Source organism: Thiomicrorhabdus marina, from assembly GCF_017571465.1.
In the GTDB taxonomy this organism is placed as follows: Bacteria; Pseudomonadota; Gammaproteobacteria; order Thiomicrospirales; family Thiomicrospiraceae; genus Thiomicrorhabdus; species Thiomicrorhabdus marina.
Window position 1 is genome coordinate 1 of the sequence record NZ_JAGETV010000016.1, and the last position, 15,453, is coordinate 15,453.

The 15,453-nt window shown below is 43.0% G+C and carries 14 protein-coding genes and 1 tRNA gene; 9 read left to right on the forward strand and 6 right to left on the reverse strand.

The features are described from left to right. The first annotated feature begins 529 nt into the window (after window positions 1-529). From J3998_RS08905 to J3998_RS08925, 5 genes are read left to right on the forward strand one after another with little or no spacing between them, the layout of a single operon-like run. Entirely contained in the window at window positions 530-1,984 is a 1,455-nt protein-coding gene (locus tag J3998_RS08905) for a c-type cytochrome (protein ID WP_208150310.1), read from the forward strand. Next, a complete protein-coding gene (locus tag J3998_RS08910; RefSeq protein ID WP_208150311.1) occupies window positions 1,984-3,234 on the forward strand; it encodes a hypothetical protein in 1,251 nt (416 codons plus the stop codon). The genes J3998_RS08905 and J3998_RS08910 overlap by 1 nt, the downstream gene beginning before the upstream one ends. 11 nt (window positions 3,235-3,245) lie before the next feature. Next, window positions 3,246-3,632: a c-type cytochrome gene (locus tag J3998_RS08915; RefSeq protein WP_208150312.1), complete on the forward strand. Its 387-nt coding sequence runs from the start codon at window positions 3,246-3,248 to the stop codon at window positions 3,630-3,632. Next, entirely contained in the window at window positions 3,632-4,930 is a 1,299-nt protein-coding gene (locus J3998_RS08920; protein ID WP_208150313.1) for an FAD-dependent oxidoreductase, read from the forward strand. The genes J3998_RS08915 and J3998_RS08920 overlap by 1 nt, the downstream gene beginning before the upstream one ends. A gap of 15 nt (window positions 4,931-4,945) precedes the next feature. Then, window positions 4,946-5,659 (forward strand): c-type cytochrome, encoded by a 714-nt coding sequence (locus tag J3998_RS08925; RefSeq protein WP_208150314.1) that lies wholly within the window; start codon window positions 4,946-4,948, stop codon window positions 5,657-5,659. A 366-nt stretch (window positions 5,660-6,025) separates the two neighbouring features. Here J3998_RS08925 and J3998_RS08930 read toward each other — a convergent pair whose 3' ends face one another. Further along, complete coding sequence (locus J3998_RS08930; protein ID WP_208150315.1) at window positions 6,026-6,421, reverse strand: hypothetical protein; 396 nt, start codon at window positions 6,419-6,421, stop codon at window positions 6,026-6,028. 201 nt (window positions 6,422-6,622) lie between these two features. Next, complete coding sequence (locus J3998_RS08935; protein WP_208150316.1) at window positions 6,623-7,798, reverse strand: 3-phosphoglycerate dehydrogenase family protein; 1,176 nt, start codon at window positions 7,796-7,798, stop codon at window positions 6,623-6,625. 251 nt (window positions 7,799-8,049) lie between these two features. Between J3998_RS08935 and J3998_RS08940 the strand changes: the two genes are divergently transcribed. Further along, window positions 8,050-8,922, forward strand: a complete 873-nt coding sequence (locus J3998_RS08940) for an amidohydrolase family protein (protein WP_208150317.1) — start codon at window positions 8,050-8,052, stop codon at window positions 8,920-8,922. Between the two features lie 107 nt (window positions 8,923-9,029). On the opposite strand, the gene J3998_RS08945 is transcribed toward J3998_RS08940, so the two are convergent. Then, the gene (locus J3998_RS08945; protein WP_208150318.1) at window positions 9,030-9,311 is read right to left on the reverse strand and encodes a hypothetical protein; all 282 of its coding nucleotides are present in this window, start codon (window positions 9,309-9,311) and stop codon (window positions 9,030-9,032) included. A gap of 254 nt (window positions 9,312-9,565) precedes the next feature. Between J3998_RS08945 and J3998_RS08950 the strand changes: the two genes are divergently transcribed. Both J3998_RS08950 and J3998_RS08955 read left to right on the forward strand, forming a co-directional pair. Then, a tRNA-Leu gene (locus tag J3998_RS08950) sits at window positions 9,566-9,649 on the forward strand. 273 nt (window positions 9,650-9,922) lie between these two features. After that, a complete protein-coding gene (locus J3998_RS08955; protein WP_208150319.1) occupies window positions 9,923-11,950 on the forward strand; it encodes an EAL domain-containing protein in 2,028 nt (675 codons plus the stop codon). 66 nt (window positions 11,951-12,016) lie between these two features. Here J3998_RS08955 and J3998_RS08960 read toward each other — a convergent pair whose 3' ends face one another. The 3 genes from J3998_RS08960 to J3998_RS08970 form a co-directional block, all read right to left on the reverse strand. Next, window positions 12,017-12,979, reverse strand: coding sequence for an AEC family transporter (locus J3998_RS08960; protein WP_208150320.1), 963 nt, complete (start codon window positions 12,977-12,979; stop codon window positions 12,017-12,019). A gap of 55 nt (window positions 12,980-13,034) precedes the next feature. Beyond that, a complete protein-coding gene (locus J3998_RS08965; protein ID WP_208150321.1) occupies window positions 13,035-14,339 on the reverse strand; it encodes an amino acid permease in 1,305 nt (434 codons plus the stop codon). A gap of 101 nt (window positions 14,340-14,440) precedes the next feature. Beyond that, entirely contained in the window at window positions 14,441-14,863 is a 423-nt protein-coding gene (locus J3998_RS08970) for a hypothetical protein (RefSeq protein ID WP_208150322.1), read from the reverse strand. Window positions 14,864-15,165: 302 nt separating this feature from the next. Here J3998_RS08970 and J3998_RS08975 point away from each other — a divergent pair, with 302 nt between their 5' ends. Then, complete coding sequence (locus J3998_RS08975) at window positions 15,166-15,384, forward strand: Nif11-like leader peptide family natural product precursor (protein WP_208150323.1); 219 nt, start codon at window positions 15,166-15,168, stop codon at window positions 15,382-15,384. Window positions 15,385-15,453 lie beyond the last annotated feature (69 nt).

Consider the following 15,453-nt stretch of genomic DNA (forward strand, 5'->3'; position numbering starts at 1 on the left):
AGCGCTCTCAACCATAGCAAAGGCTATGCTTATCAAACGCTGCCTAGAATTTATCTCTTCAAACTCCTCGCTGAAGTCAATGGGGACTTATTCTGTGTTTCCCTAAGCTCTTAGTCTTTGCCATTTTCAAAAGCCCGATGTGAAACTTTTTACATCGGGCTTTTTCATATTTAACACAACTGCATAATATGTAAGTATTGCTTCGTATCTAAACGATTCATTCCCGACTGCTTGATTTGCATTATCTTTTCTCAAAATGTAACCAAAAGCACATCAATTTCGCTACTTTTACGCTTGTTTTAACTAGGCGGTTTTAATTAAGCTTATGCAAAGTGTGCATACTTTGAACGACAAGTAACGCTTTGTAAGGTTTATCACAAACAAAACCTTAGCAAAAACAATGGCTATAAAAAATTTTATACCCTGATTAATAAAACATTTTAGTTTTCCAACCCTAGTCGTGCACTTTTACAATACCTGTGTAATTTTATAGACACATTAATGTAACTTATCCAAAAGGATTTTTCTTATGGACCTAATTAGCCTCTATCCAACTTGGTATGAACCAACGGTTGGCTCTGGGTGGGTGGTTGCTTTGATTGCAACTTTCCACGTCCTCGCCTCGCACACTTCGGTTGGTGCCGCCTTACTATTTGCTTACCTCTCGCATAAAGCCTATCGCGAAGACCGTGATGATCTTTTGGATTTCATCAAAAAATACGGCCTATTCTTAATGGTATTCACCTATGTTGCCGGTTCCATTACCGGCCCTGGGATTTGGTATTCGACTACCGTTGCCAGCCCGAACGGGATTGGCGCCTTGATTCACTCCTTTGTGTGGAAATGGGCTACTGAATGGGTCTTCTTTGTCATCGAAGTCGTCGGTGTTTACATGCTGGTTTATCTCGTCGGAAAGGTCGATAAGAAAACGCATATGAAAATCTCGGTCATTTTCGGTATGGCTTCCCTTGCAACCATGGTGATTATCGTTGGTATCTTGTCGTTCATGATGCTACCGGGTAAAGAACAATGGTTTACCGAAGGCGGTTATTTGAACGGCTTCTATGGTACTAACACCTTTATCCAGCTGGGTATGCGTATGGCATTCATGTTTACCATGACTGCAGTTGTCGGTGGAATTGTTATCGCCGGTATTAAAGATCCGGCATTCAAAAAAGAAATGGCGCGCAAACTCGGTTGGCTGGGGATTATCTCAACGCTAGTCGGTGCGGCAATGTTCCAATGGTATCTAACTTCTGTACCAAGCCAAGCGCTATTGGTTATGGAGAACCGTCTGCCAGACTACTTCGGACCAAGTGTCATGATCGTACTGGCTGGAACACTGTCATATTTCATTATTACAATGTTACGTCCGCAATTAGTTGTGCAAGGCTTCGCCGGCGCAATGGCGGTAATCATTCTAGTTGCCGGTCTATGGCCTGAAGAGACAGCGCGTGAATCAATGCGTAAACCGTATGTAGCAGGTCAATATGTTTACTCGAACCAAGTCATTGGTCGTGACGTACCAGGAATGGACATCAAATCACAACTGCCGACCATCGAAAAAGTCGGGATTCTGAAAGCGCATCCATTTACGCCTGAGCACCTAAAAGAAGTCAAACAGAGCAATATGATTCAAGCCGGTGAATTTATCGCAATGACTTATTGCTCGAACTGCCACTCACCGAGCAAAACCGGTATTCGCCCACTACACCGCTACTTCCCTGAAGGCACTTCGCAAGAACGCATGGCGCAGTATGTTAAAGGCGTGCTAACCACCGGTAATATCGCTTATATGCCTAAAATGCCAATGTTAGATTCCGAAGCGGAAGCGCTTGCGGCTTACTTGGTAATGAATAACGATGGCGGTGAAACAGCCGTGGCTGCAGCAATCGATATGGAAATTGAACAACGTGAGCGTGCTTTAGCTGAGCAAAAAGCTCAAGACAAAGTCGCTAGTGTTGAATTAATGGAGGGCAAATAATGGATGCTCAAAGTGTCTCTCAAATCACTGAGATGATGTATGCCTTGCGTAACCCTGCGGGCTTACCAACCTACCCGATTATTTTTGTCGGCCTTAGCGTACTAACTTTTGCTATGCATATTTTGTTTGTACAACTACTACTAGGGACGTCTCTTGTCGCACTGTATGGCGCTTACACTAATAATCCGTTATGGCGTCGTCTAGGCATGGCAATGATTGATGTTGCTAAAGTATCGGTTTCTGTCGCCATTGTTATTGGTGTTGCGCCGCTACTTTTCGTACAGGTAGTTTATGATCCACACTGGTATACATCGAATGTGTTATCAGCCGACTGGGTTATTGCCTTTATCATCATCTTGATTTTGGCTTACTGGGCAATGTACCTGTACTACTTCCAGAACTACAAACGTGAAGATAAAACGGCTCAACCAAAATCGCGTTGGTCACTGATTGTCAGCCTAGCTTTAATGTTATTGGTCGGCTTTATTATGCACTCGCTAACCTCGCAAATTCTGCACCCTGAACTGTGGAAAGAGTGGTATATGCAAAACGGCAAACTGGATTATAGCGGCGATACCCTTCACGCTTATAACTTCTGGCGTTATGCATTCTTTATCTCTATGTCGATTCCGGTCGCCGGTGCGATGATGGTTACTTATCGTCGCTTCAAAATGGTTCGTGAAGATGCCGATATGCAATATCTAAACTTTGCGGCTGAAGTCGGTAAGAAATGGATTCTAGTCGGTTCAGTAATCGCTACGATTCTTTATGTTGCGTGGATGCTAACCATTCAAGAAACTGCCGGTGCTTTCGCTACCTCTTTCTGGGGCATTATCGGCGGTGTTGCGGTACTCGGTTATGCGCTTTGGGCGAAGATTCGCCTTAATGGCAAGTCAGAAGATATGTGCAGTTATATGGCGCTACCAATGGCTCTAGTCATCGGTTTAGTGGTTGCCACCTCTCGTGAGATTTTGCGTTACGACATTCTAAATGGTTTTTTCGGCTACGATTTCTTTGACTACAAAATCGTTATGGATTGGTACTCAACCGGCCTATTCTTCCTGACCTTCGCAATCGTTGGCGGCGTCGTTCTAAGCTATTTCCTAACTATCGCATGGAAAGCCGGCCAGACTGTTGGCGTTTATACGCCAGGTCCTGGCGTACAAAAACTGGGAACCGCGGCAATCTGGATAGTCGCTTTATGGCTAGTACAGTTCTTCGTAGTCGGTTTCTACGTATGGGCGCAGTAAAGGAGTACAGCATGAAAAAAACATTATTAGTTAGCCTAATTTCCGTTTCTGCCCTATTCGGCATGAATTCGGCAAATGCCTCGGGTGCATTAATCCCTGCCGACAAGTTTGCTCAAGACCCTCAAATTCCTGGCAAAATGTTAGGCGATAACTGCTCGGCATGTCACGGCACGCTTGGACGTTTTTATGACGAATCCATGCCTCCGTTAGCCGGTATTCCACGTGACGTATTCATTAAATTGATGCAAGACTTTAAAAACGAAGTGCGCCCGTCAATCGTAATGAACCACGTCGCTAAAGTGTTTACCGACAAGGAAATTGAACGCATGGCGGATTATTTTGCTGCCCAAGCAGACCGCCCATGGAAAGAAGAAAACGTCCTAGAAGGAGCCCAGTAATGAATACCCTATCACGCCGTGAATTAATGAAGCGTTTTGGTGCTGCTGGTCTAAGCATGGGACTATTCGGCGCCTCCAAAGAGGCATGGTCGAAAACCGCGCCACATATTGTCATCGTTGGCGGCGGTATCGGCGGTGTTTCAGCTGCCAAATACCTGCGTATCTTAGATAAGAACGTCAAAATCACGATTATCGAACCAAACTTGGAATATGTTTTCTGTCCGGGATCGAATGAAGTCCTAAACGACTTTGTCTCGATTGAAGATCTGACTGTGAACTACGAAAACATTAAATCGCGCTATGCGGTCAATATCGTCACTGATTTAGCTACCGACATTGACTATGCCGGTAAACGTGTCAAAACCAAAGCCAACGGTTTTATCAGCTATGACAAACTGATTGTTGCACCGGGCCCTGATTACAAGTTTGGCGATATCGAAGGCTACTCGAAACAGTTGGCGGAAGGCGACTTCCCTCACGCTTGGAAAGCAGGCCCTCAAACAATGAAGCTACGCGAGCAGATCCATAACATGCCAAAAGGCGGTGTGGTTGCGATTTCATCGCCGCCAATGCCATACCGTTGCCCGCCGGCACCTTATGAACGCGCCAGCTTTGTTGCCGAGTGGTTATCGCACCACAATCCGACAGCCAAGGTGCTGATTCTGGATTCGAAGAACAGCTTCACGTTCCGTAAACACTATATCGATTACTGGACCAAAAAACGCGGCTTTGGAACCAAAGAAGCGATGATTGAATGGGTTCCAGCGGAAAAAGGCGGACGAGTCACTCAACTGGATGCAGCCAACAAAACGCTGGTAACTGCCGATGGCGAACGTATTCAAGCAGACGTTATCAATATTATTCCGGCACACACGGCAGCGAAGTTCACTCATGACACCGGCTTATCACAAGGTAATGAATGGGTACCTATCGATCCAATGGATTATCGTTCAATGGTAGACGACGATGTTTATGTGGTCGGTGATGCAACCGAATCCAGTCCGATGGTTAAAACCGGTTATCTGGCTTCAAACCACTCTAAAGCAGTTGCCCAATCCATTGTTAATTCGTTTGCAGGTAAACCGCCTGTGCAGCCTTTATACACCAATAACTGTGTAGCGCTAGCGGGTGAGGATTACGGTATGACTATTACCGATACTTTCCGTGTTCAGAACGGCAAGATCGTCAAACAGTACGGTCACCAATCGACCGAATTGGACAATGATGCGCTACACCATATCCGTGCTTCATTAGCCATGAACTGGCAGCGTGCTTTCCGCCGCGACATCTTTGAATAAGACAGGAGACGATTGATGAAATTTAAAAGATTACTTATCGCGACTGGCTTAAGTGTTTTTGCAGCAACCAGTGTCATGGCCAGCAGCGTACCGCATGCCGAACCTTGGACGGCTAAAGAATGGTTGGATGCCAAGCGGTCTATGCCGCAAGGCGACATCGATAAAGGCAAACTACTGGCTGAACAAGGTTACTGCTATAGCTGTCACGGTGTTGAAGGAAATAACCCGACGCAATCAACACCAAGCCTAGCCGGACAAAATGCGGTCTATACTTACAAGATGCTGAGCGATTATAAGTCCGGGCGCTTTTATGTTGACCATAAATCGCATGTCATGGTGCACTTGATGCAATATTACGACCAGCAACAGATGGCAGACATCGCTGCATACTATGCTGCCCAACCCTTACCTCATGGTGAATACATCAGCAAAGATGTTGAGGTTGACCCAACAATTATTCGTTTGGTCGCCAAAGGCGATACCTCACGCATGATCGTACCTTGTGCATCCTGTCATGGTGCTCATGGTGAAGGCGGCATGAACGAAACCCCTGCTCTAACCGGCATGAGCCCACGTATGTTTATTCGTCAGATGAATGCTTATAAAGACGGTACTCGTCATAACGATGTTAACTCAGGTATGGCGCAATTCACCAAGGATTTAACCGATGAGGAGATCCAAGCACTTGCCGATTACTACGCACAACTCAAACCTAGAGGAGCGCAATAATGAACGGTAAACAAGCAATTATCTGGGGATTGATTCTAACTTTCGGTTCAATTGCCCTAATGTGGTTACTCAGTATGATTACAGTCGTCAACTAAGGCCACTACTCCCCCTAAAAGCGTCTCTTGAGTATTCATTAGACGCTTTTTTAATGCCCGTCATTTATCCATTCTGACATTACCGTAAATAAAACAATTCACATAATCATGACCTGACCATTACTAACTAAAGGTCAAAATGAATTTCATAGAAATCAGAAAAACAGGCAAAAAAAATGCGCAGATAACTGCGCATTAAAAAGTGCTGGAAAGCACAACTGAGCTACTACTAATGAAAAAACTTTCGCGAAAACGTTGTATCGAATTCAACTTATTTAAACGATTGATTAACCGGACATCCCTTACCGCGAACTGTGCGATGATTTCGCCAAACCAGCATAGCCGAACTTAATAAGATAAAGATCATCGCGACATACACAAAATACAAAATTTGATCACTACTTAATTTGGCAAGATCCGCTAAATAGATCGGAATTAAAGCCATTAATAAACCGGTTACAAAAATATACACTGTAAACGGCATGCTCCCTTTTGCAATTACTGCACTAAAGGCCATACTGTTGACTGCTACGATTAAACTGACAATCACTAATAATTTATAGTGGGACAGCATATCTTGAGGAAATTCTTTTCCCATTACTGAGTAAAACAGCAAGCTAATGGCAATCAGTAAAACTGCAAATACAACTCGGCAATTTTTTACCATAGCCTTCTCCTACACGGACTTCGATGCCCGCACATAAACTAGTATTTACACCCAGTATAAATTATTTACAAAATAAGTAAAACTACTAAATAAAAGACTGCCGAAAAAAAGAGGCCTTTGCACAACACTGAAGAATACAAAACGCAATAAAAGAGAGGCTACTTAATTGCAAAATATAATTTTTTAAATTTTAACAATTTACTAACAATATCGAGCCGAGAGGACATTCGGCACCGCTTGAATAGTACTTAATAAAGAAGCACTTGCAGCAGCAGCCAAATCAATAACGGTAAGCGCCATTTCAGCACGCGAACGGTTATTCATTTCCAGAATATTCTCTTCAGCAGCTTCAATGCAGTCAGTAATTTGCGCAATCATACCGACAGTATTACGATGAATTATCACCAGTCGGCTGGCACCGACAGGAATTGGACCAGGCTGTAAAACGGGTAAATTGACCGAGTACTTAACTTCGCCGCGTTTCAAAAAGTTATCGAGGGTGGTTAAAACCTGCATCGAAGCATTTTCTTGCGCCTCCACAGTAGATGCTCCCAAATGCGGAAAACAGAGAACTTGAGGATGAGATTGTAAAACCGGATTAGGGAAGTCAGTAATGTAGCCATCTAAATTACCGGACTCAATCGCAGCCGTTATTGCTTCCTGATCAACAACCTCAGCACGTGAAAAATTGATGACGAACGCATGCTTCGGCAAATAAGCCACCTGTTCAAAACTGAGGAGATGATGGGTAGCAGGAAGATACGGAACATGTACAGAAACACAATCGCAATTCGCCAATAAATCCGACAAAGATTCACACTGCTGAACCTCGGCAGACAAGCGCCAAGCATTCTCCACGGAAATATGAGGATCAAAACCTAACACTTGCATCCCTAAAGCATTGGCTTTATTGGCCAATAAAACGCCGATCGCTCCCAAACCAATAATCCCTAAGCGAAGCCCCTGCAATTCGCGACCTTGGAACTGAGCCTTGCCTTTTTCCATTGCAGCAGCATAATCTTCACGCTCATCGGAGAATAGCTGCTGGCTGAAATTCAGTGCCGCTGCAACTTTGCGAGTCTGCATCAAAATGCCGGTCAACACCATTTCCGCCACCGCATTAGCATTTGCTCCTGGCGCATTGAACACCGCAATTCCCTGTTCGGAAAAACGTTCAATCGGGATATTGTTCACCCCTGCTCCCGCACGAGCAATGGCAAACAGAGACTTCCCAGCATGATGTTCATGCAGTGATTTAGAGCGTAAGACAATGGCATTCGCCTGCTGTAATTTATCCTCCGAAAGCAACTCATAACCTAGACTTTGCAGATGCTCAGGAACTTGTTTGGAAAAATGATTTAGCAGAGAAATTTGCATACCTTATCCTCTATTTACTGACATGAATCACTACTATACTCGTTTCGCTTGAGGTGCAGAAAGCGATCTGTATTATGATGGCGATTTAGCAACTTTATTAAGCCGACTTTTTACAACGGTGGTCAGCATCTCAATTTCATTCTATGATTTTTTCGACAACATAATTCCGTCGCCGATAAAAAGCGATTTAAATCCAGCAATTTCTGTTGCAAAATAATCGTTCACTCGCTTTTCACTTATGAGGTTGTGTTTTGTTTCTTCGCCTATTACCAACAATTAAGTCGCAACTATATATCACCTTATTGATGACTGGTTTCATCAGTGGTGCAACGGCCGAAGCCCCTCTGCCACTAATTGATGCCCATTCGCATTATTCTTATGCCGATACTGAAGCCTTTAATCCACAACAGATTATCGATATTTTGAACCAGAATTCGGTGGCGAAAATTCTGATTACCGGCACACCGAATCGAGGTACGAATCAACTCTACCAACACGCACCGAACCGCATTATTCCTTTTTTGAGCGTCTATCGAACCAAAGCAGATAAAGCAAACTGGATGCACCGCTTAGAAACCATACAAGAAGCTAAAAAGGCATTAAAAAACGGCATCTACCAAGGCATTGGCGAACTACATATTTTCGCACGCGATCAAGAAAGTCCAGTATTAAAAGAATTAGTCATCTTAGCCAAGCAACATGAACTTCCAATGTTAATTCATGCTGATGCCGAAATTATTGACAAGGTTTTTGAGATTGACCCAAATGCCAAAATTTTATGGGCGCACTTAGGTACGCGCCCAGAAACCGAACTACTGCAAAACATGCTAGATAAGTACCCTGAGCAACTGTTTATCGACACTTCGGTGCGCGATAAAAGATTCCTTGGCAGTTTGCAAACCAACGGCCCGACAACAAATACCCTGCAACCGGAATGGCATGATTTTTTAATTAAAAACCAAGATCGAATGTTAGCTGCGGTAGATACTTTCAGCGTTAACCGATGGCGTACTTACCATAAAGTCGTGAAAGATATACAGACATGGCTAGGCGATTTGCCGCCCGAAGTTGCTGAGAAAATTGCTTACAAAAATGCCGAGCGATTTTTTGCTATACAAAAATAACAAAGCCAGATAATTTCATCCACATTACCTGACATACTCACTGCCATGTTTCTAAAAAATGTCGATTAGCTTGCTAGTGATGTGTCTTGAATATTCCTTCGGCTTTCTCAATTGAGATTCTTATTAAGAAATTGATTCCATTCCTTAACCGCCATTGTCGCCGCTTGATGGTGCAATTCCATTGCCTGTTTATGCTCTTTAATGAAGCTATTCATACATTTCTGATAACGGATAAACTCTTCATTAAACTCACCAAACTCAGAAAAATTTTTATACTCAGCTGGCTTAGTCGGCTTTTGACAATTATGGTTAGGCACTTCAACATTTTGCGAAAACGCGATGCTTGGCAACAATAACATTAAACCACTAACAACTTTTACTAACCTCATACAAGCCACTCCCTGTAAAAATTTAACAGTAAATACTACCAACCCAGTTCAAAAAGACAATGTAAATTTTATCTCCTTGCACCACTTAGAGAAACACAACAAAAGCCCAAATGACGTCAGGCAAAGTAAAGCATGCAAAACGCCAAAACCAACTAGTGACACAGCAAAAATTAAAAGCCATGTAAATATTTACAAATAACTTATAAATTAACTATTGACCTTGCACTAGAAATCACTACAATTCACTGCACCAAGCGAGCGTGGTGGAATTGGTAGACACGCCAGATTTAGGTTCTGGTGCCTTTGGTGTGAGAGTTCGAGTCTCTCCGCTCGCACCATATTTTAAAAGCCCGAGTTGATATTGATTTCAGCTCGGGCTTTTTTATTACTTGGCTCAAACTCGCAGAAAATCCAATCCGAAATTAAACACCGATCCTCTCAATAAGTTCTCACCCTCTCTACCTAGCGAGTAAGATTCACATCCGCTACTTTTGTGAATCTTAAATTAAGCTTTACAACTGTAGGAAAAAATTTCATTGTTTTTATTATGGAAAAGAGTGAAAATCACAAACAGTGAATAAAATATACCTACGGGCAAGAGAGAAACAGTGATGGCTTCTGCAGAAAATACTAAAAAAACAATTGAAAGCATTTTTGAAGAATTTTACCTCATTGTAATGAAAGATCATTACATGGCAAGTTTCATCAATTCCCATCAATTCATGGAACGCCTGATTCAATCACAATCTCACTTTCTCTACCGAGCCTTGTTCGAATTGGATCCGGAAGAGGTCTATGAAGAGTATTACAAAATCGGCGCGATTCACTGGAAAATCCGTTTGGATGAAGGCTATCTTTTCAAAATGCTTAACTTCATCGAAGAGCAACTGGCAGATAAAATTCGTAATCAGCAGATTGCATTAAGCTTCGATAAGCTAGAAGAAGTGTTTAATAAAATCCGTAACTCAACCGGATTCGCTTATATTTTCGGTAACTTGGACGACACCATTTACGATTTACGACCTGTCTCGCAAGAAGGCCAATACCTAATCACCAATATCAAACGCTTCCGTAACCACCTACTCAAAGTTCATAACTGGGGAAGCCTGACTTACGACGATGACTGCGAGCCGTTTATCAGCGACTTCACTACTGCGGAACTGGGTAAAGCGCTCGCAACCATCGCTTTCCGCATTAAAAGCTATTCGAACCGTAAACAGCAATTGCAAATCGAAAGCTTAAACAAAAGCATTCATCAGAAAGCAGAACTATCAATTAAGTATTACGAGCTTGGCAATTACACGCAGACTTTGCTGATGGTTAAACACCTTGTCAACGACGCAACTTTACTGGTCACGCTTTTAGAGCAACATGAACACTATTGGCAAACCAATAAACACAATATTATTATCGGTTTCTTAACTGAAAAAAGTAATGAAGGCGGTCTGTTTAGCATCACCACCAACTCTGCCGATGTGAACGGTGCACAACTGAATAAGAGCTTGATTCAACAAATTAAGAATCAAATCAAAACTCAGCTTAACGGCTATTGCAATGTTTTTGCGTATGACATGGAAGAAACCCTCTATATCTACAGCGAACAGCAGAGCGAACATAAAATCGACCTGATGGCATCCATAAGCGAAATCGCCAACAGCTTTGTTAAAAAGAATAAGGTTTCGATTACCGAAGCGTTATTAAATATCGGTTATATCAACACCAAATACCTGCAAAACCTGACGGCAGAAGAAATGCAAGAAACGATTCGGGTAATGGAGAACCGCACCGAACAGTTGCCGAACACGTCGCACGAGATTATCAATAGCGTCAATTTTGGCAAAAACATCTACCAGATCATTGATGAAATCAAACAAAACCTATGTTTGAAAGAAGTGGTCACGGAAGCTATCGCCAAACAGGATATCGATCTACACTTCCACACCATTGTGCATGTTTCAACGACCAAAACCTTTGGCGCAGAATCCTTGGTTCGCATCAAACAAGGTAATGAAATCATTCCTGCAGGGCGTTTTATTGAAATTATCAATGACTACGACCTATCGTTACAGCTTGACCTTGCGGTTCTAACCCGTCTGATTCGCGACATCAAAGAGATTTCACAAAAAATCAAAACCCTGTTTGTTAACGTTAATCCGGAGTCGATTAAATCCGAACAAGCGATTCAGCTACTGAAAAAGCTAATTAAGAACGGCGCTGACAACGGTTTACGCATCGTGCTAGAACTAACCGAATATTCTTTGACCTCAGAACTGGATAGCCTCAAACAACTACAAGATGATAATTTTGGTATAGCGGTTGATGATTTCGGAACAGGCTATACCAATTTTGAGATTGTCAAAACCTTAAAAGACCAAGGATTAATTCAAGTGCTGAAAGTCGACGGTAGTCTGGTTAAGAGCATTAATGACTCAGAAACTTCACAGTCCTTACTTGAAGCCATCATTCTACTCGGCACAAAGCTCGGTCTCGACTTGGTACTTGAATACATTGAAGATCAGTCAATCGTTAAAAAGCTACAAGAGATTAACCAAGGTCTAGAAACCGCCGGAATTGTTTTCGGGCAAGGCTGGCATTACTCTAGACCTCAGCCGATTGGCAAACTAAAAATCGCTTCATAGCATCCCGAGTATCATTTACTGCAAAGCCTCAAATCGAATTACATCGGTTTGAGGCTTTTTAATCACTCAAGATGATACGTTCAAACCCAAAATATGCAGCAATACCGATAGACTCAGTACCGATAACACGGTAGAAAGCAAAATCGTTCGCGCAGTAATCAACGCATCTCTTCGATAGAATTCTGCCAACATATAAGGCCCTGTTCCCGTCGGCAATGCGGCTAGAACAATCGCCATCAACGCCATTTCTACGCCCATATCAAAAACGACTAAAGCAAGCCAGGCGATTAGCACCGGTTGCACAATCAATTTTACCGCCGTCAGACTTAGCGCTGTCTTACGTACTTCGTGACCATTACGTCTCTTATCAGCCCAAGCATCCGCTAGAAACAAACCTAAACTCACCAAAGCCGCTGGGCTGGCAGCACCTGCCAATAAGGTGAGAAAATTATCAAACGGTGCCGACAGGGTAAACGGCGTTGCTGCAAAAAGAGCACCCGCAATTGGAGCGACGACCAAAGGGTTCTTAAAAACCGACTTAAAGACATTCCATAACCGTATATGCCAAGCCATCTTTGCATGCAAAGTGGTTTCAATCAAAATCACCGCAAAACCGAATAACAGCGATACCACTATAACGCTGGCGAGTGCCGTTACCACTTCACTCGCCGTACCGAAAATCAGTAACATTAAAGGAAAGCCGATGTAACCAGTATTTGAATAGGACGCAGCAATACCATCGACACTGGCATCGGCCATATTCTGTTTTTGCCATAAACGCCAAACCAATACTAAAAAGAATACCGCAAACGAGCCAATGGTATAGACCGCAATAAAATCACCTTGCCACATCTGCTGCCAATCACTTTTCGCCATAATCTCAAACAGCAACGCCGGCAATGCCAGCCAAACCACAAATCGGCTTAATTCACGTGCGGAATTTTCGCCCAGCACGCCACTTTTACGAGCAATAAAACCGGCAAAAATCAGTGCAAAGACAGGAAATAAAATGGCTAGGGTATTCAACATGGCAGTTTTTCAAAAAGCGGAGAAGTTAACAATAGTGTCTATTATCCAGACTGGATTACGAATAGCGACGTGTAAACCAATGTTGGCGAATAATTCGTCCATAGAACCACTCAAAAATGACCGAGACAGCGATAAATCCAGCAAAAACCGAGATAGCGACCGGATTAGTAATCAAAGTCTCATACAACAAAACCAGCAGCGCGATACTACTCGCTAAGAACGCTAAGAGTACAATCCAGCGATTTGCGCCTATCTGTGCACGCAACTTATACGCACTGAAATTCACTATCGAGAAAATCAATAAAAACCCTGCGCTACCAATAATCGCAATTTCAGTTAAATCAATCGAGTTCGCTAGCAACAAACTAATCACTGCAATCGTTAAAATACCGTTGATTGGAATCTGATGTTTCTGATGATCAAGTGCTTCCGGAAGCTCGCCTTCTTTTGCCAGCAAATAACCCAGCCGAGCATTGCCGTAGATAGTGGCGTTAATCGCTGAGAAAGTCGCCATTAAAGCAGCAATAGCGACTAACTGAAAACCGAATTCTCCTAAAGCCGGCTCAGCGGCAATGGCCAAAGCATAATCTTTGGCTTGCAACAACTTCTCTTGCGGCACACTGCCAACGACTACTAAAGCGATTCCGATATACAAAATTAAAACCCCAACCACAGAGATATAAAGGGCGCGCGGTAAATTCCGTTCCGGGCGTTTAATCTCTTCTGCAGAATTGGCAATCAATTCAAATCCCTCATAGGCGACAAAGATAATCATCCCAGCCGCAAAAACACTCAATAATGGTGACCAGTTAGCCGGTTCCACACGCACAGGATCAATCGTTGCCGCCCCAAAAGACATTATCAGTAACAACAGAATTAATTTAATGCCGACAATAAACGTTTCCGACCGGCTAACAAAGCCGCTACTGATAAGGTTGATAAGCATCGGAAGAATAATTGCCAAACTGATTAACAAGTGCGCTATCCAGACGCTCGGAGAATCAAAGAAGGTTTGTGCGTAAGAAGAAAATGCCTTAGCGTATAAAGAGATGGTAACCAGATAACTAAGCCATAAAAACAGATTTAAGCTACCGGAAAGCAAATTGTGATTAAAGGTTTGGTCAACAAAATAGACCGTGCCGCCGCGATTTTGAAAATGCACACTTAGTTTGGCGTATGAGTATGCGGTCAATAAAGCGATAAGTCCTGCGAAAAGGAAGGCTAAAGGTGTTGCTCCACCGGCAAAAGACACCGCCTCGCCTAAAACCGCAAAGATGCCGCCGCCAACCATACCGCCAACACCAATGGAAACCGCCCCAATCAAACCAACAGTCCTAGTTTGCGCTAGCTCTTTTTCCACCTTATGCACTCTCTTTTCGCCCCCAATGGCTCCATCTTAACGGAATGGCAGAACCGCAAAGCAATTGAAAGCTGAATTAATTATGAAATAAAACGCGATGGCTATTTGGGAACATAAGGTCGGTAATAATCGCAGATTTTATAAAGTGCTTCGCTATCCGGTTTTACCACTGGCAATTGCGGTAAAAACCCTAAATCTCGCATGCCTTGCGTACAACGCTGAATTTTCTGGAAAAGTGGCAAATCAACCACTTGTGCCGAAAACGCCAGAGCCTTATTTTGCGCTTTTTCCTGCTCATCCGCATCACACAAAGCATGTAATTGATTATCCAAAACATTCAACTGGGCTTGCAGGCGAATTTGCTGAATTTCATCAACCTCAGCCATACAAGTCTCCATCGCACGCTTTTCAACCGCTAACTGCTTCATACCCGGTTTAGAAAAATCGGTAGTATCCACTGCAAACACGCAACTGCTCAACGTCAATAACGTTCCCGCTACTGCACCTTTAATCTCTAACTTCATCGCCTACTTCTCAAAATCTCAGCCAAGCGAGAATCATACGCCGAAAAAAGCAAAAGCCGAATCAAAAAAATTGATTCTGCTTTATTACGTCAATTCTCTAAAGATAGCAAAACCCGCCACCATTTTTCAAAATCGAACAACATCACGAAAATTATCGCCGAAGTGTCAATGCTTAGCAGTCTGCCCACTATAGCAATGACTACTGACATAAATTGCCTGTACTCTAGATTAATAGTAGAATTCGCAACAACAATCTATCAACACCGTTGAAGCTTTCAGCAGTAACACAATAGGAAACCTTTATGGCTTTTGAAACAGTACGTGCATTTCTGCAAAAGATGCAAGCGGAACCTGAATTAAAACAACAAGTACTTGCAGCAGCAACCGCTGACGACGTCGCACGCATCGCCTATAAACTAGGATTTGAATTTTCCGGTGACGAACTATTACGATTTTCGGGACAAAAAGTCGATAAAGTAACCGTTCGTAAAGGCACTATGCCGGGCGGCGATTACACCTAAATATATCGAAAACCTACCCGAAAAAACAAAGCCGAGAAAGTGCGAAACTTCCTCGGCTTTGTTATTTAT

Bases quoted from the DNA above. Each gene is read 5' to 3' on its own strand.
- J3998_RS08930 (WP_208150315.1), bottom strand. From the start codon at position 6,421: ATGGTAAAAAATTGCCGAGTTGTATTTGCAGTTTTACTGATTGCCATT.
- J3998_RS08915 (WP_208150312.1), top strand. From the start codon at position 3,246: ATGAAAAAAACATTATTAGTTAGCCTAATTTCCGTTTCTGCCCTATTC.
- J3998_RS08960 (WP_208150320.1), bottom strand. From the start codon at position 12,979: ATGTTGAATACCCTAGCCATTTTATTTCCTGTCTTTGCACTGATTTTT.
- J3998_RS08975 (WP_208150323.1), top strand. From the start codon at position 15,166: ATGGCTTTTGAAACAGTACGTGCATTTCTGCAAAAGATGCAAGCGGAA.
- J3998_RS08970 (WP_208150322.1), bottom strand. From the start codon at position 14,863: ATGAAGTTAGAGATTAAAGGTGCAGTAGCGGGAACGTTATTGACGTTG.
- J3998_RS08905 (WP_208150310.1), top strand. From the start codon at position 530: ATGGACCTAATTAGCCTCTATCCAACTTGGTATGAACCAACGGTTGGC.
- J3998_RS08925 (WP_208150314.1), top strand. From the start codon at position 4,946: ATGAAATTTAAAAGATTACTTATCGCGACTGGCTTAAGTGTTTTTGCA.
- J3998_RS08920 (WP_208150313.1), top strand. From the start codon at position 3,632: ATGAATACCCTATCACGCCGTGAATTAATGAAGCGTTTTGGTGCTGCT.
- J3998_RS08955 (WP_208150319.1), top strand. From the start codon at position 9,923: ATGGCTTCTGCAGAAAATACTAAAAAAACAATTGAAAGCATTTTTGAA.
- J3998_RS08945 (WP_208150318.1), bottom strand. From the start codon at position 9,311: ATGAGGTTAGTAAAAGTTGTTAGTGGTTTAATGTTATTGTTGCCAAGC.
- J3998_RS08910 (WP_208150311.1), top strand. From the start codon at position 1,984: ATGGATGCTCAAAGTGTCTCTCAAATCACTGAGATGATGTATGCCTTG.
- J3998_RS08935 (WP_208150316.1), bottom strand. From the start codon at position 7,798: ATGCAAATTTCTCTGCTAAATCATTTTTCCAAACAAGTTCCTGAGCAT.